Genomic DNA, 26,741 nt, shown 5'->3' on the forward strand with positions numbered 1-26,741 from the left:
CAGGCTCTTACCTGAGCTAGCGGAAGAGGCAGCACGCTGTCTTGAGAAACAGCGTTCCATCAAACGGGGAGCCCCGGCCCGATCTTGGGAGAGGTTTCCCAAAACCGCAGGTCATAAGCTTGTCGCATGTCGACCGCGACAAGCTGTAGAATTCGTATCAATGTACAGAAAGCCAATCTCTGGCTGCGCGTTGCGCCTCAGCAATCTCCATATTGGACATTTCCTGAGATACCTCACGTCTATATCGCACTGCCTGCGTACTGCCTCGCATAGCAGCAAGGTTAAACCACTTATGTGCTTCGATCAGATCGCAAGCGCCGGCCTTTCCCGATGCTGCATCCAGACCACGCCGTAACAGAGACTCTACTTCGCATATGTTTTGCTTCACATGCCGATGAATTACGCCATCAAACTGCAACACAGTCATTAAATCTCTCTCCTAAAACACAGTGAACTCGTGTGGATTTACTCGTAATTTTTCATGAGTTAAGAGGAAGCCAACGCCTCCCCGAAATCTAATTGACGTCGCGGACTATTAGATTTTGACACTCTAAAAAGGCGGTTAAAAACCATGATTGAAACGAAAAAAGCAGCTTTAAAATCAAAAATTACGCAGTTCTGACACACTGTAAACCAAGGGATATCGCACTGATTGAATTGATGGGTTGTGCGAATCGAAATCAGAGAGAGCTTGTCTAGTCCTCTGATTGATTGCCTTGCACATTCCCAACTTTACGATAAGGTAAAGACATTATTAGCAAGCTTCAGTGTTTTGGGAGGAACCATGAAAGCACCCTTTTTGAAGTCATCTCTGGCAGCGATACTTTCAATTGGCATGGCCACATCAGCGCTTGCAGCTGATGCAACCGGCACCTGGCTGCGGGCAAACGGAACCGCCAAGATTAAAATCTCCAAGTGCGGGGGCAATCTGTGTGGCAACATTGTTTGGTTAAAAAAACCACGTAAGGACACAGAGAACCCGGATCCAAAGCTGCGTGATCGCTCCCTAATTGGCTCAAGAACTATTCTTGGCATGAAGCCTAGCGGAACAAACAGTTGGAAGGGCAAGGTCTACAATGCAGAAGATGGCAAAACATACTCCGGCAAAATGGAGCTGGTCTCCAGCAACAAGTTGAAACTTGAAGGTTGCGTGCTGATCTTTTGTAAAGGCGACACTTGGACCCGTACAAAGTAAATTTACCTTAAACCCAGAGGTAACAAGCCCAAACTGGCCTGTTATGATAGCTAGTCACCTGCTCCTGAGATTGAGCAGGTGACCAAGCAAGCAGGTTGGAATGATCCGTTCTGGTTTCATCTTTGGCTTTATTTTTCTCTCAACTTCATTGGTAACAGTAGCCAAGGCCTCTGACCTGCAAGGTTTGTGGCAAACAACCAAAGGTGCAATTATCAGCATCTCCCAATGCGGTTCGACCATGTGTGGGCAGCTCCAATCCTTCAAGCCTCCCGACGGGAAGCGGCAACAAGATATTCTGGATACCCGTAATCTCGACAGGGCAAAGCGGGGTCGCCAAGTCCTCGGTTTAAGGGTTCTCTGGAATATAAAGGCAGCTGGAGAGAACAAATGGCACGCAGAAGGCTATGATCCCCGCCGTGGATACGAAATCACTATCAATATTGACCTCCTGCCCAGTGGTCTTCTGAAAATGACAGGCTGCAAAAAGATCGTCCTGAACTTTTGTGAAAACGTGATCTGGCAACGCCCTTAAAACTGCAATGATAAAATCACCCCTTCAGCTTGCTCCGTGACTGTCAAAATTTCCCGTGAGCTGCTCATAGAACAAACGCAATAAATTGAGACATATCTCATTGTTTCCTTTCCAGTTCCTTTTCCGCTTTATGTTAGAGACAACAATTCAGGCACTCTGGATATGCACTTCCAAGGCCGAACTAAACTCGAAGACACTCAGGAAGCCGCACAACAATCACTGCAATTTGCTAAGGTTGAAGTGCTAAGAATGAGTCTGCGGTTTTATGACCAGCAACAAAAATCCCGACGATTTGATTCCACCACACAAGTTGGAAGAAGTGTTCAAAATAGCTTTCCAGCTTCTTTTGGAAAAAGGTCGGCAAGCTGCGAGCATCAATGCAGTTGCGAAAGCAGCAAAGATACATCCTGATTTATTGCATCAAAGATTTGAGGGGGAACGGGATCTCATCGCACCGGCCATGCGTTGGTATTTCATGCGTTTTAGCCAGCAGGTTAGCTCAAGCTCTGCAATGTACGCTGATATTTACTCCTGCATGTACCTTATGCTGACTGATTTTGCAGAGCTATGCGAGGAACAGAACCGTACTGAAGGCAGCCTTTATTGGTCCACCATTGGAGAGATTGGTAGGCTTGATCCAGAGCTGGGCCAAGAATACCTCGCGTTGCGCCTCCAATGGGCAGCAGAAATCCGGAGACGATTGGTGAAGTTTGAAAATGACCTGCAAGCGCCAGAGGATATAGACCATCTGGTAGACTACTTCATGATGGCTTTTGAAGGGATCATCCAAATGGTCAAGTTCGAAACTCCACTGGACCAGATTTTCCCAGCAATCGACATCACCATGGAAGCTCTTTCAACTCGCATGAAAAAGAGCCCAAACCTGCCCGGACTTAAGTAATCCAGCAAGAGGGCTCTCATTTTCAAAGGATCAACTGCCGGCTTTCTCTGAGTTTTAGATTCTAAAGTGTAAAAATCCAGAACACAGGCTCAGTTGCCAGAGGCAATCGTACCTTTGCCTTGGAGGTGACCAATAAAGGTCTCCTGGATCTGCGGGGCATCCCATTCAAGAGATCCCGGAATTCCCCCAAGCACATCACCATTTTCATCGATAAAGAGCGTGTAAGGCATGGCTGCGACCTGAAACGCGGTTCCAACGGCTTGCATATCAACCGCTTGATAACTGGTGAAACGCTCCAACTCCAAACGATCCTGAAGGAAACTCTGGATACGGCCATAAGGAGCATCTTCAAGAGCGACGACAACAAATTGGCCATCTAGGCCTTGAGCCTTCAACTCATCCTCAAACCGCTCCATTGCAGGCAGTTCAACGCGGCAGTTTGGACACCACGTTGCCCAGAAATGCAAAATAGCAGGGCCTTTAGTAAAAGCATCACGCAGTGTTTTAGTACCTGCTTCGTCTTTCACTTCAAGGCTGTATTTAGGATCTTCAAAAGAAGCTGCTGAGACAGGCGAGACAAACACCCAAACAGCCAGAATAAGAGACGTCAGGAAGAATTTATGAGCCCGCATAGTTCCAAGATCCATTCGCAAGTGATTTCTATTTATCATTCTGCGTGAGCCTAGGTTTGCAAGGCCTCCGGTTCAAATCAACTTAAAGTGCCGCAGGCGTGATGAGTACTTAGCACGACAACAAACAGATATCGAAGGATATAATCACCGCCACATGCATCTGTCAGGACAAACATATGGAAGGCTGCCGGAAGTATCGACTATGTCGCTAAGTTATGACCCACGTTGATTAAACAGAACGGATTGCGCCTGCTTGTCCTCTGCAATGTTTGAGGTTTCAGCTTCTGCCGTACCCACTTTAAGCCCTCGCACAACTGCGGAGCGAGCCAACAATCGTTCTCGCCAGGCCTTTACATGCGGAAACTCTTCCAAATCTATTCCTTGCCGTTCCCAACGATGCGACCAGCCAAATATAGCCATATCCGCAATTGTGTACTCCCCAGCAGCAACGTAAGCCCGATCAGCAAGTCGTTTATTAAGCACCCCATACAACCGATGCGTTTCATTGAAGTAACGGGTCATGGCATATTCAATTTTTTCCGGCGCATAGACACGAAAATGGTGGTTCTGACCAAGCATGGGGCCAAACCCACCCATTTGCCACATCAACCATTCTTCCGTTTCAACACGAGCGCGTTCTTCTGATGGATAAAACTGCTCAAACTTCCGCCCCAGATACTGCATGATAGCACCTGACTCAAAAATAGAGATCGGCTCACTTCCCGGTCCTTCAGGATCGACGATTGCAGGCATCCGGTTGTTTGGCGCTATCTTGAGAAAGTCTGGCTCAAACTGCTCACCGCGTCCTATATTCACCAGCTTCAAGTCATAGGGAACGCCAAGTTCCTCCAACATGATGGAAATTTTCCAACCATTCGGTGTTGGCCAATAATAAAGTTCAATCGGCTTGGTCTGCGATACGGCCATTTGATCACCTGTGAGAAAACAATTGGATTGAGAGGATGGAGGAGCGTTTCATCCGCCCTGTTCGAGGGTACAAGTTATTCGAGAACCCTGCAGCGAGAAACTTCCGGCTTTTATGCCAGTTAACACTTAGAAAATCAGCTTGAAGCCTTCGTGCGTCGGCACAAATCCATTACTGGCATAGAAGCGATGTGCACCATCGCGTTCTTTGTTTGAGGTCAATTGCACCATACAGCAGCCTTCATCGCGTGCCAACTTGACCGCGTGTGCAAGCATCTCCTGCCCAAGCCCTTGGCCACGCATGTCAGCGCGAGTGTGCATGCTTTCAATTTGACCGCGTGGTTTGCCGTTGAAGGCAAGGCCCTTCACGTAGGTCAGCTGAAAAGTTGCAACCGCCTCGCCGGCTTCTGTCTCGCCCACATAAATATCAGTATTAGGGCATTTCTGGATTGCACAAAACGCTGGTTTGTATGTGTCAGTCGCACCGTCTTCCAAATGAATCCGCTGCGAGGATGCACCCCCATTCATCATCTGAACCACTGCTTCAAGGTCTTCGTCTCTGGCAACGCGTATCTTCAGCATCAAAACACCCAACATGAGTTAGCGGCAAATTTCAGAATCGCGGTCAATCTTCGCGACGCCGAATGTGGTTTTACGAAAGTTATCCTTCTTCCACAAATGAGGCCAACTCACATCTATCTGATTTGAACGTAAAGTATCTTCGCGAACAGGTGCTTTGCCGGGTCCAAAACCACCGCTGGTCAACGCTGCCTTCAGACCACGTTGCGCGCCGTTGTCTCCCATGTCCCAGACAACAAAGCAGTTTTGCCGTTGCTGAGTGCTGGGTTGGAAGCTTTGGATGATGTGTCGGGCATTGGGCAGAGTAACCCGCAGGTTTCCGCCAGTGTATTCATCCAGCGAAACGATCGTCGCTTGTTCTGCCTCAGGGAACTGAGCCTTGAGCTGCTTGCCCAGGTCCTCATAGGGCTTCATGTGCCGGCAATACCCACCGCACATCCTTTTGTCCGGGGCGAGAAAGCCGGAGATGCGGATACCCAGCACCACGAGAACCAGCAGGGCCAGCACACTGCTGTAGATCTTCACCGATCTCGGTGAATAGCGCCGCTGGGAAATGAGAGTGAACATCACGATAGGCAGCAAGAGCAGCACCGGATGCATATGCCGTTCCTTGATGTATTGTGCCCCGCTGGCCAACACGCCCACAAACGCCAGCATCAGAGAAATTAGCAAGGCCCGCTGCAACAAGTTCCCCACGTGCTGGACTTCAGGATCTGGTTCCTCCGCTTTTTTCCCGCGAAACAGCGCCGGAAAAAACAGCAGCGACACCAGCGGCAAGAACGGCACGGAGAACCCGAGCACACTCACCAGCAACCGCAACTCACCCGTCACAACGCGGGCAAGCCCGTTCCCCTGCTCTCCCTCGCGCATCACGGTCAGCGCGGAACCAACCAGCGCCTGCTCACCGTTCACAACCCAGTAAAGATAGGGCGCATACACCACAGCTGCGATCACTCCCGCCACAATCAGCAAGGACAACCGCACTTGCCTGCGCCAATGTCCATCGCTGAGCGTTGCCAGAAATACAGCAACCGGCACCAGCACATAAGAGTGTTTGGAAAGCATCCCGAACCCAACTGCGAGCCCCAAACACACTGCCGCAGTCACCGTTTTCTCCCTCAAAAGCCAGAGGAAGCAATAAACCGTTGCTGCAGACGCCGCCATCAGCACAGCAGTATGGGTCACGCCCTCATGCAGGTTGAAGCCAATCTGGTAGAGCGCCACGTACGAAAACACGGCAAGCGCCGCCAGCTTTGCATTGGGAATGGCCTGCCGCGCAACGCCATAAAGAAACAGCGCAAAACACAACACCAGCGCATACTTGAGAACCAGAAAACTCCAGATCGTCGGCCCAAAGACCTTCTGAACCCCATAAAGCATCCACTCATAAAGCGGAGGCTGACGCACTTGATAACCAAGCTTCAGCTCTTGCACAAACACGTTCTCAAACATGTCATCCGTGCCGAGTGTGGGGGAGAAATAGCCACGCAGAACCAGATGCAGCAGCAAATACCCTGCAATCAGAACAAAGACGCCAGCGGGACGCCACCAAAATCGGGTTGAAACTGTCTCTTCCGGCATCCGCACATCCCCATCAGAGGCTTGGAGCGAAAGTTTAAATCGGAGAGACCCCAGCAGATATAAGAAGGACCACATCCCAGCAGTTCAGCTGGTGGATGTGGCCCTCAAAGCACAAATTCGGCAGTTATACCCTAAGATCTGCGGAGTATTTTTCCACATGAGCGAGCAATTGCGCGGCTCCCTCCTGATCAGAAGAAAGGACAAAACCCAATCGTTCCGCGGCCCGGCTGCCTACATTGTAAGAGCTTGCCCAGATGATGAACGGCGCCAGCAACATCGGCAAAGCAACCGGCATCACCCAAAGCCAGAGAGAGGCTTCGCCAATCCAACTCAGTCCCATGGCCATCGCACCAATCACGCTCACCCACCAGACAGATTTAAGGCAGTCCAGCAAAGGCAAGCGACCCGCATCGCGGTGCGCATTGGTCCAGCCACTGTCTCGGCCCATCAAAACCTCAAAAACGGAGCGGCATTGGAACACCATCAGAACCGGCGCGAACACCGCAGAACTGATCAACTCCACAAGCCCGCCCAGTATGCCTTTGCGGGAGGTGTTCTCGACACCCAGAAATACTTCTTTCAAAACAACGAGTGTTTTCGGCAGCACCAGCAAGGCAACCACGCCAAAGAGCAAAGCTGCCCCCTCATAAGCCGCACTCATTGGAATGTGACCAAGAACCGGAAGGTGGTTCTGGAAGGTGTAGGCCTGCAGCACAGGAAGGTCCAAAGGCGCAAACAAACTTGCCAGAAGAAATGCAGCCCAAACCGGAGAGCTCAGATAAGACATTATGCCAAGTATCAGAGAGAACCGACCCCAAGGCTTCAGAGCACGAGCCCCAACCACGCGGGAATGCTGCAAGTTGCCCTGACACCAACGTCGGTCACGCGCGGCATACCCTAAAATATTCTCAGGCGCAGCCTCATAGGACCCGGTGATCCGTGGGTCACACTCAACCTGCCAGCCAGCACGCGCCAACAGCACAGATTCAACACTGTCATGGCTCAAAATGTGCCCGCCAAATGCTGCGGTGTCATCCAGTTCCGGCAAGCCACAGCTGGAGGCAAATGCACGTGTACGAATAATCGCATTGTGCCCCCAAAATGGCCCGCATTCACCCTGCATCGCTGCAAGGCCAAAAGCAAAGGACCGGCCAAACATGCCAGAGGCGAACATGATGCTGCGGCCAAAATAGCTTTTCAAACCAACAAGCATCGGCACGGTCTGCAACAGCCCAAGGTTGGGCTCGGCTTCCATACGTCCAACCATGTGCACCAGAGTATCGGCACGCATTAGACTGTCGGCATCCAGCACCACCATATAACGATAGGCACCACCACACCGCTGTACAAACTCGGCAACATTGCCCGCTTTGCGGCCATGGTTGTCGGTTCGGCGACGATAAAAGATCTTCTGTTCCGGATAGCGGGCAACCAACTGGCGCACCACTTGCTCTTCCACTGCCGCGATCTCTTCATCACGGCTGTCAGAAAGCACATGCCAGTGAAACAAGTGTGTTGCATTGTTGGCACGCAGATCATCCATCATCGCTGCAAGACGAGCAGCCACTTCCGGTGCATCTTCGTGGTAGATCGGCATGAGGATTGCGGTGCCAGCAGCAGGCAAAGATCGTGGATCAGTCTCAAGAGGTTGAACAGAGCGACCAAAAAGCAAACCCAGCAGAACAGTTGCTCCGCCCCAGGAAAGCCAGAGGGTGCTGACAAACAGCAGCACAATCCGAACAACCTCATAGATATTAAGATAGTCAGCACTCAAAGCTGCATAAAACAGCCCCGTAAAGCTGAGGGACAACGCCAGACAGAAGACAAAAGCCGCGGCCCGGCGGTGCCCTACCCCGTCGCGAAACGGCTTATCCATGGATTACCGCTCCGAAAAGGTAGAGATGGCTTTTTGCAAGCGCGTCCGTTTGGAAGGAAGCGCAGAGGTGCTGCGCCCAAACCGCAAGCGACGCCAGATCAGAACAAGCCAGCTATCATCTGCAGAAAGGTCCTGCACAGGCATGGCAAGCGGTGCAACTGGACCGCTGCTCAAGTCAACATTTGTCGAAAATAAATTAGATGTCATAGGCCTCATGAGCTCCACCCCCACTGGTAAAGCCATTCTTCGGAAACTGCTTTTTCGCCATCAGTCAGCTGAAGGCGCAACTCAACCGGGATTTCAAGGTCATCGCGCGAAACGTCAAGAAACACGCGATAAACACCCAGCTCTTCAATGTAGCGAACATCTGCAAAGTTAACTGTGCCGTTTAAAGCAGCGTTTTCAATAAATGGTTTTGCGCGTACAAGCTGCTCCCCATCCAATCCGCTCTCAGCAAACAACTCAGCATCAAAGTCCACGACAAACTTACGGGTTAGCGAGTTCTCTTCAGAAGCGGAATGCCCAGCCTTACCAGAACGCGTCTGGACAACAGGCATCAACATCTGCTCAGAACGACCAACTTCATCACCCCAATACATCTTGTAGTGGAATGAGAGTTCATCACCCGCTTTCACCGCTTCATTCGGAGACCAGAAGGCAACAACATTGTCGTTGATTTCTTGATCTGTTGGAATTTCTGCAAGCATGACAGCACCAGAACCCCAATCACCTAGAGGCTCAATCCAAAGGCTTGGACGCTTGTCATAGCGCGCTTCAAGGTCCTGATAATTCTCAAGATCTTTGTCACGCTGCATCAGACCAAACCCAGCCGGACTTCTGGCACCAATAAAGGAAAGCTGCAGATTATCCGGGTTGGAAAGTGGCCGCCACGCGGTCTTGCCATTAGCAAAGCGCAGCTTCAACCCATCACTGTCATGCACTTCTGGTCTGAAATCATCAAACCCGACACGGTCATTTTCACCGTAAAGATACATAGACGTCAGAGGTGCAATGCCAAGCCGCTCCACATCACTGCGGAAGAACAGATGTGCAGTCACATCAACTTCTGTTTGCTGGCCTGGCTTAAAGACAAACTGATACGCACCAGTCACACTCGGGCTATCAAGTTCAGCCCAAACCGTTACTTTATCAGAGCCATCTACTGGCTTGCCAAGATAAAACGCAGTGAAGTTCGGAAACTCCTCCGGCTTACCACTGGCCGTATCAATAGCAAGCGCACGTGCGGACAAGCCATAAACATTGCCTGCACCCAAAGCACGGAAATAGCTGGCACCCAAGAAGGCCACCAGTTCATCCATCCGCCCTTCCACATTGAGTGGATTTAGCAAACGGAACCCAGCCACACCGGGAAATGAAACATCGTTCAGCGACGCGGTCAGTTCCGCGTCCTGATAGTCAAAGTCAGCAGCCTCAAACACGAATGGTTGAGCTGCGCCCTCGCTTACCTCATGAATCTTCAGAGGATTTTTAAACAACCAGCCAGGATGGAACGCATGAACTCGAAAGTTCTCCGTGTCCTTCCACTTGCTACGGTCGCGCTTATAGCCAATTTTCCGATAGCCATCGTACTTCAAGTTAGCCAGCGCTTCCGGCAGTTCACCAGTTGGCTCAAGATAGGCGTCTTGCGCCTGTGCCTTCATCTTTGCCACGAGTGCACCAAAGGTGAATGGCATCTGAGATTGAGAGCTTTCGCCTGCAACAGCGACTGAAGAAGAAGCGACTGCCCCAAATCCAACACTGGAGCAAATGACGCCTAATACAGCGATATTGGAAAGAAAACTACTTCGTTGATTAAGCAACGAGACGCCCCCAAGGTTTCAAATACAACAAATTGCAGTGTTCGCATACACTGCGCAACTATAAGTTCTAGCAGAGCTTAGACCCCAGACCAGACAAGTCTCCATAACGCCCGATCACCTGAAGTTTATCGTAGCGTAATAAGGCGGAGATATGGTCGTGGCTAGGCAGAGCGGTGATGATTCACAGCGAAAATTAACCCTGTGAAACATCTCTAAGCTATTAGGATTACTGAGATATTAGGGGTAGCTCATTCAAGAGACACGTTTTCACCACGCTCTAACCCCAAACCCACCAAAAGCAATCACCTCTATTCGTCAACTTCTTTACACGCACCCTCAGGACTAATCTGAACCCCGCCGGTGGCGTGCACTCAAAATGAGATGATATCCAGTCAACTTTTCTTGGGGTCAGCGCCTCTCCCTAGTCCCTTTGAAGGGATCAAGCAACAGAACATTTCCAATTCTTATCGGTTTCCCTGATTAGTTTTTAAGTCCCCCGGACATACCCTCCCTCAACTATAGAAGGACACCCTATGGAAATTGGCATTGGCCTGATCGGCGCAGGGTGTATGGGAAAACTCCACGCCGTCGCGCTCAACGCGGCAGCCGCAGTGTTCAACACCAAACTCCGCGCCCGACTAGAGATGATCTGCACCACCACGGAAGACGGTGCTCAGGAGAAAGCCGAGCAGTTTGGCTTTGCCAGATCCACCAGTGACTGGAGCCTATTGGTCAATGACCCACGGGTTGAAGCCATAGTCATTGCCAGCCCACAAGCCACCCATCGAAAGATTGCCCTGGAAGCTTTCAAACTGAGAAAACCCGTGCTCTGCGAAAAACCGTTGGGCGCAAGCCTTTCAGATGCAAACGAAATGGCCCATGCTGCCGAAGCGTCCGGGCAAGTCAATCTGGTGGGATTCAACTACATCCGCACACCGGCAACACAACTGGCTCATCACCTCATCAAAGAAGGCGTCATCGGAGACATCACGTTCTTTCGCGGAGAACATACCGAGGACTTTTTCGCCACCCCCGAAACGCCTGCCACATGGCGCTCCAGTGGAGATGCCAACGGTACCATGGGAGACCTCGCCCCTCACATGATCAACTGCGCCCATGTTCTGGTTGGCCCAATCAGGAAAGTCAGTGCACAGATTGAGACCGTTTTCAAAACACGCCCGTCAGAATGCGCACCAAACATCGTCGAGCAAGTCACCAATGATGATGTGGCTCAGTTTATGTGCACTTTTGAAAACGGAGCGACAGGTCACCTCCTCTTCAGCCGGGTCGCACTGGGCAAGAAGATGGGCATTATCTACGAGATCACCGGCACCAAAGGCGCACTGCGGTTTGATCAGGAAGACCAGAACGCCCTCTGGCTTTACAAAATAGAGGATGGCCCGGAACAATCAGGCTTTAGAAAGATCCTCACCAATCCAACCCATCCTGATTATGCAGCCTTCTGCCACGGCCCCGGTCACGGAACCGGCTATCAGGACCAACTGATCATCGAAGCTCGTGACTTTCTGGAGGCCATCGCAACAGGAGCCACAAACTGGCCAACCTTCAAAGACGGTCTCGAAGTCGCAAAAGTCGTCGATGCCGCTCGCCGCTCTCACAAATCAGGAAGCTGGGTTGAGGTGAACTAACCTCTCCAACAAAAAAGGCCCACCAAACTGGCGGGCCTTCGAATTCTATAAAGCTGTAAGAACGCCTTATTCCAGACCGATCTTCGCTTTCAGCATGTCAGAAACTGCCTGCGGGTTTGCTTTACCCTTAGAAGCTTTCATCACCTGACCAACGAACCAGCCAAGCATGCCTGGCTTTTCTTTCGCCTGCTCTGCTTTGTCGGTGTTGTTTGCAAGGATCTCGTCCACGATGCCTTCAATCGCACCAAGGTCAGTCACCTGCTTCATGCCGCGATCTTCTACGATCTGAGCCGGATCACCACCTTCGCTCCAGACGATCTCGAAGAGGTCTTTCGCGATCTTACCGGAAATGGTGCCTGCTTTGATCAGGTCAATGATCTTGCCCAGCTGCTCAGAAGAAATCGGGCTGGAGGTCACATCCAGACCTTCTTTGTTCAAGCGGCCAAAGGTGTCGTTGATCACCCAGTTCGCAGCCAGCTTCGCATCACGGCCCTTGGCAACTTCCTCAAAGAAGTCACAGGAGACACGCTCAGCAACAAGAATGTCAGCGTCATATGGGGTCAGACCGAAGTCTTTAATGTAACGCGCCTTCTTCTCATCCGGCAGTTCCGGAAGGTCCGCAGCCATCTCATCAACCAGCGCCTGAGTGAACTCAAGCGGCAGCAGATCTGGATCCGGGAAGTAACGGTAATCATGCGCTTCTTCTTTGGAACGCATGGAACGGGTCTCACCCTTCACGCTGTCAAACAGGCGAGTTTCCTGATCGATCTCGCCGCCGTCTTCCAAGATACCGATCTGACGACGGGCTTCATATTCAATCGCCTGACCAACAAAACGGATGGAGTTCACGTTCTTGATCTCACAACGCGTACCAAACTCACCACCCGGCTTGCGAACAGAAACGTTCACGTCAGCACGCATGGAACCCTGGTCCATGTTGCCATCACAGGTGCCCAGGTAACGCAGGATAGTGCGCAGCTTGGTCAGGTAGGCTTTGGCTTCATCAGCACAGCGAATGTCTGGCTTGGAAACAATTTCCATCAGCGCCACGCCGGAACGGTTCAGGTCAACGAAAGACATGGTTGGGTGCTGGTCATGCAGGGATTTACCCGCGTCCTGCTCCAGATGCAGACGCTCAACGCCCACTTCAACCTGCTCGCCGCTCTTCATATCAAGGTGAATGATACCTTCACCAACAATCGGCTGCTTGAACTGCGAGATCTGATAGCCCTGCGGCAGATCAGGGTAGAAGTAGTTTTTGCGGTCAAAAACGGACTTCAGGTTGATTTCCGCTTTCAGGCCAAGACCCGTACGGATCGCCTGACGAACACATTCTTCGTTGATCACTGGCAGCATGCCCGGCATCGCCGCATCAACCAAGCTCACATTATTATTCGGATCGCTGCCAAAGCTGGTAGAAGCGCCCGAGAATAGCTTGGCTTCAGAGGTCACCTGAGCGTGAACCTCCATGCCGATTACGATTTCCCAGTCGCCAGTTGCGCCCTTGATGAATTTCTTCGGATCCGGAGTGCGCGTATCGACAAGCAGCGTCATGCGATCAATATCCTGTGTTCGTATAAGTCTTCACGGAAGTCCGGCCACGCGATGCATAGCCACGAAGACCACCTAATTTCTCAATGGTGTTGGGTAGGCCATCAACCCCACAATGGCAAGTGAATCTTCGGGAGTTTTTGAGCCAGAGTGCCTAAATTTCGGGGAGAAGCTTGTAGAAAGTCGCGCAGAAGCATCTGGAGCTTGACCCGCGCTGAACAACAATCCCTCAACACTCACTTTGCACGGCGGCGACTTGCCCCGATTTTCATAGCAATAGCACTTACAATCAGCCCCGTCGCAAAGCGGAACGGAAACAACGCCAACGGCCCAACTTCAGGGTTCCACGGCATAGGTATCCCAACAAGCTTGATAAGCCCTTCAAGAAACAGGCTAAGCGCAGCTGCAGCAAATCCTGCAATGAAGATCTTCCCCCGCTGATTGGCGTAGTAGCCCATATAGGCGGCGATCAATATGGCAAACGGATTCAAAAGCCCCGGCCACAGCAGGATTACAGAGATATCGTCGGTCATTAAAGTCTCATTCAGATCAATTAGGAAAGCACCTGCACAGCGCTACGTAGTTCCCCTAGCACATTATTGGAGTGACTGCGAAACAGACTTGGAGCACATCCCCGAAAAGTACGTTGCATAGAACAATAGGGAGAGACGCCCAACACTTCCAGCAAATCTGCAACACCTGCTTGTTTTCGCAATCCAGCAAGAAATCGCACGCTTGCAACACCCAGCTGCGTTGCCTATAAGGCAGCCATCAATCAATGGAGTTTTGATGCGAGCTCGACAAGAGTCCCGGTAAAGCCCTGTCGAAGATAGACAGGGCATGCACAAACCAAACAATCTCACTGACCGCATGAGCGGGCAGACGAGATACGTGCATCTTTAAAACTCAAAGACATCCATGGATATTTCGAAAGCTGAACAGCGCATTTTGCATGTGCTGGCACAAGGCGGCTGCATTGAATTGCGCCGTGACGACGACGGCACTCTGGAAGAAATGAACTGCGTCACCCGAGACGGTTGGTATTATGCCGGCCTGTCCGAATACATCTTCAGAAAACTGAAGTACCGACGCCTGATCTCTTCAAAAGGAGGCCGCCCATATCGCATCACCAAACTGGGCCTGACCCGCGTCCGTAGCCAGCTCGACAACCGCTGACCAACACCACCCTGCAGCACCATGCTGCGGGGTGGTTTTCAATCAAGCGAAGCTAAGGCAGTCACCTGCCCGCAATTTGCTTCAAAACCGCAGCCACAATGGCCTCCGGCCGGTCCTCTTGAACCAAATGACCTGCTAGAGGAATTGGAACGCAATCTTCCCCGGAAATCAAACCCGCCAACGCCTCCCCTCTTTCATAGGGGATCCACTCATCACACATGCCCCATAGCACTGAGACCGGGCAATCCATCGCCCCATAAAACCGCTGAACCTCATCAGTATATTTCTGATGCATCTGTGCGATCTGACGATAGAACGCAGGCTGCCCAACAGGCCCGATCCACGGAGCAGAATAAATCTCCAAAGCATCCTCTGAAAGCTCATGATGCGCAGCAGTCTGCAGATAAGCCCGCAACATCGCTTTATGCATATACTCCGGCATTCCGGCAAATGCCTCCGGGTGCTCTCGCACATGCTGCACCAACGGCGATCCCCATGGAGCCAAAGCGACCGCATCAAAAATCGTCAAAGACCCATAACGCAACCCATTCAGATAGTAAGCCCGCAGCGCTGTCGCCCCACCAAAGTCATGAGCCAGAACATCAGGGCGGTCCAACTCCCACTCCTGAAACAGCGCAGCCAGCACTTTGTTTTGAACCCCGAGGGAAACATCCTGCCCTTCTCGTTTCTCCGATTGGCCATAACCCACCAGATCAAAGTAATAGACCCTCCTGTGATCGAAGAGATGCGGCACAATCCTGCGCCAAACCTGCGAAGAAAAGGGGGTACCGTGAATGGCAACCAGTGGCGGTCCGTCTCCCATCACCCCCCAGCGAACTGCGTTTCCGTTAATGATCGAGGTGTTTGAAAGTTCAAGCATGGCACGACTCACATTGACATTTAGCTAAATGACTATATGAATATTTACATGGATAGAGCAATACAAATTAAAGCCATCTCCAGCGAGCCTCGCCTAAAGGTCCTTCGCCTTCTGAGAGAACCGAAAAAACACTTCAGCCATCAGCAATCGGCTGATCCGGTTGAGTTCGGTGTTTGTATGACATTGATTGCCGAAGCTTTAGGCGTTGCCCAACCTACCGCCAGCAGGCATCTGGATATATTGAAACAGGCTGGCTTCATCTCAGCACAGAAGCATTTGAAATGGTCCTACTGCAAACGCAATGAACCAGAGATCGAGAAGTTTCTGCACTGGCTCGGCACAGAAATCTCGCCAAATCAGATCACCTGATGCTCAAATCTCGCATTTACTCAATACTGGGAAACAGCTGCATAGCAATACGAGACCTCGCAGCAGCATTCTGCGAGGCCAATTAGCACGAGCATCAGTTACAGGTCGTATAAAAGAACCTTTGATCACGGTCCTCGCGATATGAATAGACATGACAGGTCGTTTGATATCGCCCTCGATCCCATAACTCGACAGTCACATGGGTAGCCGGAGGGCGCCCGCCACGATGCCAAACGCCACTCTCATCACGCAAAAGCAAGTACAGACCATCAGTCCCTGCCGGATTCCGGTAAGCCCGCTGGACATCGCGATCATATGATTCACTCAGTACCTGCCGAACAGTTGGCCCTGTAAAACTTGAACGCGTGTCCAAAGTTCGATCACCTACAAGAGTATCAGGCTCATCTGCCCAATAAACGTCAGCCTGAGCACTCGGCAGACCAACACTCAACGCCAGCAAACAGACACCCATAAACTTTCTGATTTTCATTTTTTTTCCTTTCCCCGAAACTTCGGGCAAAAGGAAGACGCAGCAGGCCTCTCTTTACGCAGCTAAATCAGGTAACAACGTAAACACATCAAAAGCAGCCTCCCAATAAAAATCGCGGAGCTACCGCAACATCTCACGCTCATTGACGACATAACGCACCGGCTGCATCATACCGACGGCAAGGTGCCAGATGTTGTGGCAGTGATAGGCCCACATGCCGGGATTATTGGCCAGAAACTCGATAGTCACCGTCTGCTTCTTAGGCACCCACACCGTATCCATTACCGGTGCATAATCATCATCAGGCCCACCGAGAACGCGAAATGTATGTCCGTGAAGATGCATGGGGTGAGACATGGGAGACCGATTGATCATCCGCAGCTGGACCACCTCCCCCTGCTTCACATCCAGATATGTTTTTTGCGGGTCAGGCCCTGCGTACGGCTCCGGCCAGTAGTGGTTGTTCATCATCCACTCATAGGCCTTCATATCTCCAGAGAGCAACACATCATAAACACGGTCAACTTTGCGGCCAAACCCTGATGCCTCAAGCGACTTCAAACTTCTAAAATCAACAGTCACCCCGTCAAAAGAAGGCCGTTTATCATTCACATTGGCCTTCGCATCATCGGTATGAATAACACCAAGACACTGCTTATTATCGCCAAGTGCTGCTGCATGGATCGTGTAGCTGCCACTGTCCGGCACATCCACCAGCACATCATAACGCGCAGATGTCGGGACAATGACATTCTGCCCCTCAACAGGCTGCATGCGGTTGCCATCAACTTCAATGACAGAGAACTTCAACCCATCAATGGAAATTCGGAAGAAAGTGCTGCCAGATGAATTAATCAGACGCAGTCGTAGACGCGCACCTTTTTTGACGGTCAGAGTCCATGGTTTAGAATTAGGCTGACCATTCAGGGTGTAACCCGCATTCACAACATCAATATCAAAATCTTTGGTGTTGGGAGGTTCATAGGCATCTTTGATCTCTGGCCGATGCCGACCACTTCGCAAGCCTTTGATAATCTCCCCACCTTCGGCTGGCGGGATATCGCTGAACATCAACACTTCATCATGATCGTAAGAATAAGGATTGTCCTTGGGATCAATAATGAGAGAGCCCAGAAGGCCATATTGCTCCTGCAAACCAAGGTGAGAGTGGTAGTAGTAACTGCCCTGCTGAACCAGCGGAAACTCGTAATATTGCGAGGTTCCCGCTTCAATCGGTAACTGTGCAATTTCAGGCACACCATCCTGCAGGGATGGCAACAACAGCCCGTGCCAGTGAATGCAGGTGGGATGCGTCATCCGGTTGTTGATGAGAACCCGGAACATATCCCCTTCCGTATATCGGATGGGAGTACCCGGCCATGTGCCACCAACAAGCATGCCTTTGAGATCTACACCATATTGGGAGTAGTTTTTTTCATCCACGTCCAACGTGAAATCCGGCTTAGCAACACCCGCACCAAGGAGCGACTGTGCGCAAGCTGTTTCCGGCGCCACAGAAGCAGGAGGCAAAACAGGCTGAGATTGCTGCGCGCCAGCACTGCCGGAAATGAATGTAGCTGCACCTGCTGCAAGCCCGCCGCTTGCGCTGGTTTTCACAAAGTCTCGACGGCTCAACTTCATAAGCGCACCTGCTCTTCCAGACGAAAAAGAGCAGTTTAGGCAGGGAAACGCTACATTTCCCTAGCATTATCGAGAGGATTATAAGGATTGAGTTACGCGCCGATCAAACGATCAGCGCCCATGGAGCCCAGCGCAAGTGAGCTGGTCAGGCCTGGGCTTTCAATACCCATGTAAGTCAACAGCCCCGGAATGCCGTGAGTTTCCTCACCCCAAATTGCAAAGTCGGCTGCTTCAGCGCCCGCAGGAACCAGCTTAGGACGAATACCAGAATAGTCGGCCTGCAAGCTTCCATCAGCCAGATCGGGATAGTATTTACGGATCTGCGAATAAAACCGTTCGCCGTGCGCTTCATTCACTTCGTAGTCGATCTCGTCGATCCACTCCACATCAGGACCAAAGCGTGCCTGATTGCCCATATCCAGCGTGAGGTGAACACCAAGCCCACCCGGCTCTGGCACAGGATAGATCAGATGTGAGAACGGCGCATCTCCGGCAAGGCTGAAATAGTTGCCCTTAGCGTAGTAAAGCTTCGGCACTTTACAAGACATATGCCCGGCCAGCTTGGAGAGCATCTTGTTGGAGTGAAGACCTGCAGCGATCACAAGCTCATGACAGGTAATCGCATAGCCATCCTTCATGACAACGGTAAAGCCGTCGCCTTTGAAGTTCTTGGCAGCAAACTCTTCATGCTCATCATTATCAAGATGATGGTCAGCCGCTTCCAGATCCTCTTCCACCAGAATGTCAGCACCCATCAACTCGCTTGGGCGCATACCGGTTTCAATCTCAGTGACTTCTGTCCCAACAACAACAAGCCCGCCATGCGCTTCCAGCCCACCTTGCAGCGCCATCATATACGCATGACTATCCACAATGCCTGTGGAAGGAGAAAACAGGGCGCCCTTACACGCCAGATGCGGTTCAAAGCCCCGCGCCTGCGCTTCATTGAGCATCAAAAGATCATCAACACCATTGGCTGCAGCACGTGCGCGGATGCCATCCAGCATGGAAACCTGGCTTTCATCGGTCGCAACAATCAGCTTACCAACGCGCTTGTACGGCACGCCAAATTCCTCGCAAAAGGAATACAGCATCTCCTTACCTTGCACGCAAGCCTTTGATTTCAATGAATCTTTTGCGTAGTAAATTCCGGCATGGACAACTTCGGAGTTACGAGCACTGATTTCAGAACCGATGATCTCGTGCTGTTCAAGCACAATAACTTCACGTCCCCTGCGCGCCAGTTCATAAGCCGCGCTCAAGCCCACAACTCCTGCACCGATTACGATGCACTCAACGTCTGCCATGCTATTCCTGTTTGCTCTTTTATTGTTGGGAGACAGACCCATAGCACATTACGCAGCAATCTAAACAATATACCCACAGCCTTTCCCGCATTAATCCCCAAGGCAAATGTGTAGATTTTGAGGCAGTATGTCTTGAAACGGCAAAACACCCAACATCTAGTAGGCAGCTTAATATACTAGGGTTCAACTCATTCAATTTGATCCACAGACAGATGCATCACACAGATACACAAGCAAAAAGCCTGCGCCAGACGCAGACTTTTCCCATGCCCATGTAAGGTGCATGTTGATAATGTGCAACCAGCACAACGCACGTGAGAACAGAACCTACTGAGCTTCAGCCAACTCTGCTGAATTCACCAGCTCCACGCCCTTGCTTATCAACTCTGTCCGGCACTCTGCCCAACCCTTCGGATCAATGGAAAGCACAGCATCCCCTGCCAGTTCCACTGCATATCCGCGCCCCAGCGCCCCAAGCGCCGTACTCTTCACGCAGTAACATCCATCAAGTCCGGCAATCCTGAGCCGACCAACACCGTGCGTCTTCAGGAAAGTCTCCAGCTCCTCACTGGCAAACGCATCCCCCACACTCTTCACAATATCCGCATCCGGCTGAAACCTGAGCCGCCTATCCAACTCAAGCCCATCAGAACCTTTCGTCCCAAGCCCCTCGCCAAGCAAACCAATCAGGAAGTTGGTGTACCCGCCTTCGTAAATCAGCCGTGTCGTAATCACAGGCTCTCCGCGCATCTGCGCCTTTGCTGCCAACGCATTAATCCGCGCAATCCGCTCTTCCACAAAGCCTGTTGGCCACTGCCGTCCTTTGGTATCCTTGGTAAAGTCCTCCTGCACATCCAGCACCAACAACGCAGTTTGCCCCCGGTTCGCCGTATCAATCACGGTTCCCTGCGTTGGCCCCTGCAACCGCATCAAACGCTGCGCCGTGTATCCAACGCCAATCAAAAGCACCAGAACCACAAAAACAACAACACTCCACATATTCATCAATGCCTCCAAGTTACGACTGTGCCAGTGAGGAAAAACAACCAAGCAACGCCCGCTGCACTTTCAGATGCGCCCGCACCTCATCCGCACTCAGGTTCTGCAAAAGCTCTTCAAGAATAGAAAGTTCCGCCTGCCGGACCGCGGTAATCGCATCCCGCCCTTTTGAGCTCAGCACATAATAATGCGAGCGCATATGAGCAGGGTTGTCCTTTATCTCCACAAACCCTGCAGCCTTGCACGCCGTTAGGACACGCGCCACAAACTGCCGTTTAAGGTCCAACCGCTCTGTCAGTGCTGGCGGCGTCATCGGAACACGACTGTTCAGCAAAGCCTCAAGAATGGCCCGCTCCCCAACACTCACCCCATGTTTTTGCGAGGCCACGTCCACCGCATTGGTAATGTGCCGCAACAAGGGCCGCGTGATCTGTATCCCCTCATAAAGCAAATCCGCCAGTTCAGAGTCTCTCTGCATTTCTCGCTCTTCCATACACCCACCAGACCACCCCACATCGATTCTGTCAACTAAGTTGACAAATAAGATACACTCAACGTAATGGCCCCATGCTAGGTTGAGGCATTAATGTGAGTCTGGTCTTCGTTTTAAAAGTTCATTTTATGAGTACCCGCAAATCAGCAATTGTCCTCGGCGCTTATGGCTTCATCGGAGCAGCTTGCGTCAAACATCTTCAACAAGCAGGATTTCATGTCACAGGCGTCGGACGCTCCCAGTCAGCTGCCCGACAATGTTTCCCTGATCTTCAATGGAACTTTCTGGATATTGCCGCCGCAACCACAACGGATTGGCGCAAGATCTTCGAAACGGCAGACATTATCATCAACGCCTCGGGCGCCTTGCAAGACACAGCCAAAGACAATCTCGATGCCATCCACGTACAGGCCATCGAACGCATGTGCGAGGCTTTGCAAAACACAGATAAGCTGTTCATCCAGATCTCAGCTGCTGGCGTAAAGCCTGATGCAGCCACGCACTTCCTCCGCACCAAGGCAAAAGGTGATGCAATCCTCCAGAAGCAGCTGGAGCATGCAATTATTCTGCGCCCTGCGCTCGTGATTGGCCCACAAGCCTATGGTGGAACAGCGCTCCTGCGAGCGGCCAGCGCCATGCCGTTCATCGGTTTCAAGGTGTTTCCCGAAAGCCAAATACAATCTATCGCACTTGATGATGTAGCCAAGGTGGTCACACATTGCGCACTGGGCAAAGTCCCCAAAGGAACAACGGCAGACCTTGCGGAAGCAACATCGCAAACACTCTGGCAACTCACAAATGCAGTGAGAGCATGGCAAGGCTTCCCGCAATGGCGCCATGCCATCACAACACCAAACTGGCTCCTGACGGCGACAAGTAAACTGGCAGATGCTCTTGGAACGCTTGGTTGGCGTTCCCCCCTGCGCTCCACATCCATCGAAACCCTGCAAAACGGTATCACCGCTGATACGACCACATGGCAAAAGGCGGGCGGATTTCCTTGCAAGTCACTTAATGAGACACTAAGCAGCCTGCCAGGTTCCACTCAGGAACGCTGGTTTGCAAGGCTGTATCTTTTATTGCCCCTCACGATTGCCTGCCTTTCTCTCTTCTGGCTCGCTTCCGGCACTATTGGAGCAATTCAGTTTAGTGAGGCACAGAACGTTCTGACCGAACGCGGCATGGATCAAACACTCAGCTTACTCTTTGTATTTGCAGGCAGTATCACCGATATCACGCTTGGTAGCCTCATCCTCTTTAGAAGAAGCACCCGCCTAGCCTGCCTTGGCATGATCGCGGTGACACTTGGCTACTTAGGTGCCGGCACGTTGTGGGCGACGGATCTCTGGGCAGATCCCCTTGGCCCATATGTCAAAACAATCCCGGCCGTGATCCTTGCCCTCTTTCCCATTCTGCTGCTGGAGGAGAGATGACCTACGAGTTTCTCAAGTTCCTGCACATCATCGGTGCCTGCGTTCTCATCGGCACAGGCGCAGGCATAGCTTTCTTCATGGTGATCGCTTCCAGAACTCTGGATGCAGCTGCAATCGCCCACACTGCTGGAACGGTTGTCATTGCAGACACCCTCTTCACTGCCACCGCAGTGATCATTCAACCCATCACCGGATATCTGCTGGCAAGAGAAGTAGGCTGGTCTTTGACCGAGGGTTGGATCCTACTCTCACTCGCACTTTACGTGCTTATTGGCGCATTCTGGCTCCCAGTGGTCTGGATACAAATCCAACTCAGAAACCTTGCCACAACAGCAGCCACGGCAGGCACGCCATTACCACCCCGCTATCACACCCTCTACCGCATCTGGTTCGCCTGCGGCTTCCCCGCTTTCATTGCGATACTAGGGATTGTTTGGCTGATGATTGTGAGGCCACCTCTCCAACTCTAAGTAAAAGACAGAACGAAAGCTAAGTAAACTCATTCACTTTGCATGCGACGAAATAAAGTTGAACCGCTTAAAATTTGAAGGTGCCGCTTGCTCCGACATAAACACGTCCAAATCAGCTTTACGATTATACCAGTATTTCAGAAGAATTTTATCACTATGAAACTGATGCATGAAATTCCCATAGAGCTCAAACTCAGAAAAACCCGTCAAGCAATCGTCATGAACACAATTCAGAATCCCTTTATGCCAAGGCAATCCTGTTCTCTTTTCAATTATTCTATGCAACTCCAGCATCCTCTCTCGTTCAAATCCCATACAATGGGATACAAACGAGTATGGATGCGTCTCATTTCCCCCTATGAGGGTCGGCACAGGCTTTAAAAAATTCGCATTGCGCTCATCAGAGGAATAGAAAATCGACCTTTCCTGGGCATCCCAAAACGTCACGGCTCGCACAGGACGGGTATCACTATCAAATGTGATTACACGCTCATCCTGAATGAAGTAAGGGAAACTTAGCTTAATAAACTGTTGGCGATACCAACCATTTAAACGCTTACGAGCAGCCTGAAACTTCAACACATCTTCCGATAAAATATCAGTTTCAACAATGTGCACAGCTCCAATTTTATGGCAGAACTGTGCAATATCTTCGCTTGGCGGAGTCACAACGTAAACTTGCTCAATCTCATGATTAACTAGTGCCATGGCAGAAGGGATTGCCCGTGCAGCGCGATCAAGATCTTTGGGTGCCAGCGGGAAGAGAAGGGATACAGGCTTACTGCTCGGAGCCACCGGCTCTCGGGGCAGCCAAGCGAGAATGTATCTGAATAAGTGACTTCTTAGTCTTCTGTTAATTTTATTGAAATCTAAAACCATTTTGAATTTACCATTTCAAAGAAATTCTCTTAATGGACATATAAAAAGAATAATTACAAAGGGGCAACGCAAACTGCACTGAATATTTTTAGAACAGTTCCAAAGGCCCCGGATCTCTCCGAGGCCTTCGTCATTTTTAGCAGCAGCGCTGAGGCTTACTTGCTCCACCAGTTGGCGGAAGGTTCAAAGCGGCCGGCAGCCTGTTCGATGACTTCACCAACCTGGAACAGAGTGCCTTCATCGAATGGTTTACCGATCAGCTGCAGGCCCAGTGGCAGGCCGTCTTTGTTGAGACCAGCTGGGATGGACATGCCCGGAACACCAGCCATGTTGGCTGTCACGGTGAACACGTCATTCATGTACATGGTCACTGGATCAGTGATCTCACCCGGAGCAAACGCAGCATCTGGAGTAGTTGGTGTCAGGATTGCATCCACACCGTCCGCCCATGCATTGTCAAAGTCCTGCTTGATCAGGGTACGAACCTTCTGCGCTTTCAGGTAGTACGCGTCGTAGTAACCTGCAGACAGAACGTAAGTGCCGATCATCACGCGGCGCTTCACTTCATCACCGAAGCCAGCTGCGCGGGTGTTCTCATACATCTCTACAATGTCGTTGCCCGGCACACGCAGACCATAGCGAACACCATCATAACGAGCCAGGTTGGAAGACGCTTCCGCTGGAGCCACGATGTAATAAGCAGGCAAAGCGTATTTGGTGTTTGGCAGAGAAATCTCGACGATCTCAGCGCCAGCTTCCTTCAGCCATGCAATGCCCTGCTGCCAGAGCGCTTCAATCTCCTCTGGAATACCATCCATGTGGTACTCTTTAGGAATACCGATCTTCATGCCCTTGATGGACTTGCCGATGAAATCTTCATAGTTCGGCACAGGCGCATCAACAGAAGTGGTGTCTTTCGCATCAACGGAAGCCATGGACTTCAGCAGGATCGCGTTATCACGCACGGTACGGCCAATTGGACCAGCCTGATCAAGAGAAGATGCAAACGCAACCATACCCCAGCGAGAACAACGGCCATAAGTTGGCTTGATGCCAACAGTACCGGTCAACGCTGCAGGCTGACGAATGGAACCACCGGTATCAGAAGCTGTTGCCGCAGCACAAAGATGTGCAGCAACAGCAGAAGCGGAACCACCAGAAGACCCGCCAGGAACCAGTGCAGTCTCAGTGCCATTGCGGCGCCAAGGGTTCACAACATTGCCGTAAAAGGAAGTCTCGTTGGAAGAGCCCATCGCGAACTCGTCCATGTTCAGCTTACCCAGCATCACAGCACCGTCGTCAAACAGGTTCTGCGTAACAGTGGACTCATACTCTGGCTTAAAGCCATCGAGGATGTGAGAACACGCCTGAGTGTGAACACCTTTGGTCGCGTAAAGGTCTTTAATGCCGAGAGGAATACCTTCCAGCGGACGCGCCTCGCCAGCAGCGATTTTTGCGTCAGACGCTTTGGCCTGCTCACGGGCAATATCACCAGTCACAGCAATATACGCATTAAGCGCTTCGTTGCCGGACTCGATAGCACCGAGGTAGCTCTCAGTCAGTTCAGTTGCGGTAAAGTCACGGGCAGCAAGCTTGTCGCGCGCCTCAGCGATCGTCAGTTTGGTAAGATCAGTCACAGTCATTATCCTTGTGAAATCGGGCGCTTATTCAACAACTTTAGGCACGGTGAAGAAGTTGTCTTCATGCACCGGCGCGTTGGAAACAACCTTGTCCGCATAACCGCCGTCTGTCTGGCCATCACTGCGCTTCTTCATGGTGGTTTCAACCACAGAGGTCATTGGCTCAACGCCGTCAACATTCACTTCGTTCAGCTGCTCAACAAAACCAAGGATCGTGTTCAGCTCACCAGTCATTTTCTCCGCCTGCGCGTCATCAACCTTGATGCGCGCCAGTCCGGCAACACGTTTTACGGTGTTCAGATCAACCGACATGTTTCACTCCGAAATTACGGGGGCAAAGAACTGCCCGCCTCGAATTCATCGCAAAGAGCTATAAACACAAAAAAACAGCAGAACAATCACTGCCCTGCTGTTCATCCCTCATATTCTCAATATTACGGAACTGATTAGTACCGATTATTGAGAAGCATATGCAGGTGATCTCCCGCGAATGCCCGATACCACCAGCCACAACGCCAGACCTAGCAACAGCGGAAGCGCAGAAAGTGAAAGCCCTGCCCAGCCAACAGTGCTGAACAAAACACCCGTTGAAAGCGCACAGATCGCAGACACCAAGGCCACGACTGAATCGTTGGCCCCCTGGGCAAGCGGCGCATCTTCAGGCGCAACAACCTCAACCAATCGAGACGTCGCGCCGATGAACCCAAAATTCCAGCCAACTCCCAGCAGGATCAAAGCCACGTAGAAGGCCCAGATCTCAACACTGAGCGCCCCAATCAGCCCTGCAGCCGCAAGTATCAACAAACCCAGCACCATGACTGAGGTCGTACCAATCCGGCGAATTATGTAACCGGTGACAAAGCTCGGGCCAAACATGGCAACCAGATGCCAACGGATCACATCACTGGATTGTCCAACTGAGAACCCACAATACTCCATGGCGAGCGGCGTAGGTGACATCTGCATGGTCATGAAACCAAAGGAGAGCCCGGCACAGGCCGTTGCACTCCAAACAGCTGGTCGGCGCAGCACTTTCAAGGAGGCAATAAGTCCTTTCACTTGTTGATCTTTCTTCAAGGCAGGCGGCAGGTCTAAACCCAGCACAGGCAGCGCACCCACAACAGCAACACCCGCCAAGGCAAGATAACTGCCCACAAAAGGAATAACACCGCCAAAATCCTTCACCACACCAACAAGACTTGGGCCGAGAAGAGCCGAGAGCAGCCCCATAGACATACTCAGCGATATGGCCATGGGCTTCCATCTTTCACTGGCGCTGTCAGACGCTGCAAACCGCATGAAGGCATAGGCCGCCGTGGCAATGCCCAAAAGAACATGCCCAATGAGCAACACGACAAACTGATTGGAATAAAGCGCATAAACGCAGAACAACGAACCAATGATACTCAGAACCACCCCCAGCAAGATGCCTTTCTGCCGACCATAGCGCCCCATAAACAGCGAGATAGGTGTAGCAAACAGAAAGTTGCCAAACATCTGCAGTGCCAGCGGCACAGTCGCCATAGTGGGATGGGGCGCAAGATACGACCCTGCCAAAGCGCTGATCGCAATCAGGATTGGCATCTGCATGGAAAGGATTGCTGTTGCAACTAAAATGAGCGGAAAGTTGCGTGCCCTGTAGGCTGCTCCCGGCTCCGCCACCTCTGAAAGTCCCATAGTAATTCCTCGAAGAAACTTTGACCTCCTTCAAATTACCGCTTACA

28 protein-coding genes are annotated in these 26,741 nt (G+C 51.4%); 8 read left to right on the forward strand and 20 right to left on the reverse strand.

Features of this window, described 5'->3' with window-relative positions:
* Positions 1–157 precede the first annotated feature (157 nt).
* Positions 158–427 carry a hypothetical protein gene (locus tag BM231_RS23050; protein WP_063297843.1) on the reverse strand — a complete coding sequence of 90 codons (270 nt, stop codon included), beginning with the start codon at positions 425–427 and terminating at the stop codon, positions 158–160.
* A gap of 357 nt (positions 428–784) precedes the next feature.
* Here BM231_RS23050 and BM231_RS23055 point away from each other — a divergent pair, with 357 nt between their 5' ends.
* The 3 genes from BM231_RS23055 (at position 785) to BM231_RS23065 (ending at position 2,628) form a co-directional block, all read left to right on the forward strand.
* Positions 785–1,195, forward strand: a complete 411-nt coding sequence (locus BM231_RS23055) for a DUF2147 domain-containing protein (protein WP_093523276.1) — start codon at positions 785–787, stop codon at positions 1,193–1,195.
* Positions 1,196–1,295: 100 nt separating this feature from the next.
* Positions 1,296–1,727 (forward strand): DUF2147 domain-containing protein, encoded by a 432-nt coding sequence (locus tag BM231_RS23060; protein WP_093523278.1) that lies wholly within the window; start codon positions 1,296–1,298, stop codon positions 1,725–1,727.
* A 265-nt stretch (positions 1,728–1,992) separates the two neighbouring features.
* Positions 1,993–2,628, forward strand: coding sequence for a TetR/AcrR family transcriptional regulator (locus BM231_RS23065; protein ID WP_208860597.1), 636 nt, complete (start codon positions 1,993–1,995; stop codon positions 2,626–2,628).
* 89 nt (positions 2,629–2,717) lie between these two features.
* Here BM231_RS23065 and BM231_RS23070 read toward each other — a convergent pair whose 3' ends face one another.
* From BM231_RS23070 to BM231_RS23100, 7 genes are all read right to left on the reverse strand, one after another.
* Positions 2,718–3,260 carry a TlpA family protein disulfide reductase gene (locus tag BM231_RS23070; RefSeq protein ID WP_208860598.1) on the reverse strand — a complete coding sequence of 181 codons (543 nt, stop codon included), beginning with the start codon at positions 3,258–3,260 and terminating at the stop codon, positions 2,718–2,720.
* A 213-nt stretch (positions 3,261–3,473) separates the two neighbouring features.
* A complete protein-coding gene (locus BM231_RS23075; RefSeq protein ID WP_093523282.1) occupies positions 3,474–4,187 on the reverse strand; it encodes a glutathione S-transferase N-terminal domain-containing protein in 714 nt (237 codons plus the stop codon).
* A 126-nt stretch (positions 4,188–4,313) separates the two neighbouring features.
* The gene (locus BM231_RS23080) at positions 4,314–4,766 is read right to left on the reverse strand and encodes a GNAT family N-acetyltransferase (RefSeq protein ID WP_093523488.1); all 453 of its coding nucleotides are present in this window, start codon (positions 4,764–4,766) and stop codon (positions 4,314–4,316) included.
* Positions 4,767–4,784: 18 nt separating this feature from the next.
* A complete protein-coding gene (locus tag BM231_RS23085) occupies positions 4,785–6,344 on the reverse strand; it encodes an ArnT family glycosyltransferase (protein WP_093523284.1) in 1,560 nt (519 codons plus the stop codon).
* A 124-nt stretch (positions 6,345–6,468) separates the two neighbouring features.
* On the reverse strand, positions 6,469–8,220 hold the full coding sequence (mdoH, locus tag BM231_RS23090) for a glucans biosynthesis glucosyltransferase MdoH (protein WP_093523306.1): 1,752 nt from the start codon (positions 8,218–8,220) through the stop codon (positions 6,469–6,471).
* 3 nt (positions 8,221–8,223) lie between these two features.
* Positions 8,224–8,427 (reverse strand): hypothetical protein, encoded by a 204-nt coding sequence (locus BM231_RS23095; RefSeq protein ID WP_093523307.1) that lies wholly within the window; start codon positions 8,425–8,427, stop codon positions 8,224–8,226.
* A 5-nt stretch (positions 8,428–8,432) separates the two neighbouring features.
* Positions 8,433–10,040 (reverse strand): OpgD/OpgG family glucan biosynthesis protein, encoded by a 1,608-nt coding sequence (locus tag BM231_RS23100; RefSeq protein ID WP_093523308.1) that lies wholly within the window; start codon positions 10,038–10,040, stop codon positions 8,433–8,435.
* Positions 10,041–10,573: 533 nt separating this feature from the next.
* On the opposite strand from BM231_RS23100, the gene BM231_RS23105 reads away from it, so the two are divergent.
* A complete protein-coding gene (locus tag BM231_RS23105) occupies positions 10,574–11,689 on the forward strand; it encodes a Gfo/Idh/MocA family protein (protein WP_093523309.1) in 1,116 nt (371 codons plus the stop codon).
* A 66-nt stretch (positions 11,690–11,755) separates the two neighbouring features.
* Here the strand turns inward: BM231_RS23105 and gatB are convergent, their stop codons facing one another.
* Together gatB and BM231_RS23115 are read right to left on the reverse strand one after the other, a co-directional pair.
* Entirely contained in the window at positions 11,756–13,243 is a 1,488-nt protein-coding gene (gene gatB / locus BM231_RS23110; RefSeq protein ID WP_093523324.1) for an Asp-tRNA(Asn)/Glu-tRNA(Gln) amidotransferase subunit GatB, read from the reverse strand.
* A 233-nt stretch (positions 13,244–13,476) separates the two neighbouring features.
* A complete protein-coding gene (locus tag BM231_RS23115; protein WP_093523326.1) occupies positions 13,477–13,773 on the reverse strand; it encodes a phosphatidylglycerophosphatase in 297 nt (98 codons plus the stop codon).
* Positions 13,774–14,158: 385 nt separating this feature from the next.
* Between BM231_RS23115 and BM231_RS23120 the strand changes: the two genes are divergently transcribed.
* Positions 14,159–14,416: a YjhX family toxin gene (locus BM231_RS23120; protein ID WP_093523328.1), complete on the forward strand. Its 258-nt coding sequence runs from the start codon at positions 14,159–14,161 to the stop codon at positions 14,414–14,416.
* A gap of 61 nt (positions 14,417–14,477) precedes the next feature.
* Here BM231_RS23120 and BM231_RS23125 read toward each other — a convergent pair whose 3' ends face one another.
* Positions 14,478–15,296, reverse strand: coding sequence for an alpha/beta fold hydrolase (locus BM231_RS23125; RefSeq protein WP_093523330.1), 819 nt, complete (start codon positions 15,294–15,296; stop codon positions 14,478–14,480).
* Positions 15,297–15,344: 48 nt separating this feature from the next.
* On the opposite strand from BM231_RS23125, the gene BM231_RS23130 reads away from it, so the two are divergent.
* Entirely contained in the window at positions 15,345–15,665 is a 321-nt protein-coding gene (locus tag BM231_RS23130) for an ArsR/SmtB family transcription factor (RefSeq protein ID WP_208860599.1), read from the forward strand.
* Positions 15,666–15,759: 94 nt separating this feature from the next.
* On the opposite strand, the gene BM231_RS23135 is transcribed toward BM231_RS23130, so the two are convergent.
* The 5 genes from BM231_RS23135 to BM231_RS23155 form a co-directional block, all read right to left on the reverse strand.
* On the reverse strand, positions 15,760–16,155 hold the full coding sequence (locus BM231_RS23135; protein WP_093523334.1) for a hypothetical protein: 396 nt from the start codon (positions 16,153–16,155) through the stop codon (positions 15,760–15,762).
* Positions 16,156–16,275: 120 nt separating this feature from the next.
* Positions 16,276–17,796: a multicopper oxidase family protein gene (locus BM231_RS23140; RefSeq protein ID WP_093523336.1), complete on the reverse strand. Its 1,521-nt coding sequence runs from the start codon at positions 17,794–17,796 to the stop codon at positions 16,276–16,278.
* Positions 17,797–17,888: 92 nt separating this feature from the next.
* A complete protein-coding gene (locus tag BM231_RS23145; protein WP_093523338.1) occupies positions 17,889–19,103 on the reverse strand; it encodes an NAD(P)/FAD-dependent oxidoreductase in 1,215 nt (404 codons plus the stop codon).
* A gap of 327 nt (positions 19,104–19,430) precedes the next feature.
* Complete coding sequence (locus tag BM231_RS23150; RefSeq protein WP_093523340.1) at positions 19,431–20,108, reverse strand: cysteine hydrolase family protein; 678 nt, start codon at positions 20,106–20,108, stop codon at positions 19,431–19,433.
* A 13-nt stretch (positions 20,109–20,121) separates the two neighbouring features.
* Positions 20,122–20,580, reverse strand: a complete 459-nt coding sequence (locus BM231_RS23155) for a MarR family winged helix-turn-helix transcriptional regulator (protein WP_159437993.1) — start codon at positions 20,578–20,580, stop codon at positions 20,122–20,124.
* Between the two features lie 143 nt (positions 20,581–20,723).
* Here BM231_RS23155 and BM231_RS23160 point away from each other — a divergent pair, with 143 nt between their 5' ends.
* Together BM231_RS23160 and BM231_RS23165 are read left to right on the forward strand one after the other, a co-directional pair.
* Entirely contained in the window at positions 20,724–22,028 is a 1,305-nt protein-coding gene (locus tag BM231_RS23160; protein WP_093523344.1) for an SDR family oxidoreductase, read from the forward strand.
* A complete protein-coding gene (locus BM231_RS23165; protein ID WP_093523346.1) occupies positions 22,025–22,498 on the forward strand; it encodes a DUF2269 family protein in 474 nt (157 codons plus the stop codon). Before BM231_RS23160 ends, BM231_RS23165 begins: the two co-directional genes overlap by 4 nt.
* A gap of 33 nt (positions 22,499–22,531) precedes the next feature.
* Here the strand turns inward: BM231_RS23165 and BM231_RS23170 are convergent, their stop codons facing one another.
* From BM231_RS23170 to BM231_RS23185, 4 genes are all read right to left on the reverse strand, one after another.
* Positions 22,532–23,377: a DUF6492 family protein gene (locus tag BM231_RS23170; protein WP_093523348.1), complete on the reverse strand. Its 846-nt coding sequence runs from the start codon at positions 23,375–23,377 to the stop codon at positions 22,532–22,534.
* Between the two features lie 155 nt (positions 23,378–23,532).
* Complete coding sequence (gatA, locus tag BM231_RS23175; RefSeq protein ID WP_093523490.1) at positions 23,533–25,014, reverse strand: Asp-tRNA(Asn)/Glu-tRNA(Gln) amidotransferase subunit GatA; 1,482 nt, start codon at positions 25,012–25,014, stop codon at positions 23,533–23,535.
* 27 nt (positions 25,015–25,041) lie between these two features.
* Complete coding sequence (gene gatC, locus BM231_RS23180; RefSeq protein WP_063300663.1) at positions 25,042–25,329, reverse strand: Asp-tRNA(Asn)/Glu-tRNA(Gln) amidotransferase subunit GatC; 288 nt, start codon at positions 25,327–25,329, stop codon at positions 25,042–25,044.
* 144 nt (positions 25,330–25,473) lie between these two features.
* Positions 25,474–26,694 carry an MFS transporter gene (locus tag BM231_RS23185; protein ID WP_093523350.1) on the reverse strand — a complete coding sequence of 407 codons (1,221 nt, stop codon included), beginning with the start codon at positions 26,692–26,694 and terminating at the stop codon, positions 25,474–25,476.
* Positions 26,695–26,741 lie beyond the last annotated feature (47 nt).

This window comes from Pseudovibrio ascidiaceicola, from assembly GCF_900114245.1.
In the GTDB taxonomy this organism is placed as follows: domain Bacteria; phylum Pseudomonadota; class Alphaproteobacteria; order Rhizobiales; family Stappiaceae; genus Pseudovibrio; species Pseudovibrio ascidiaceicola.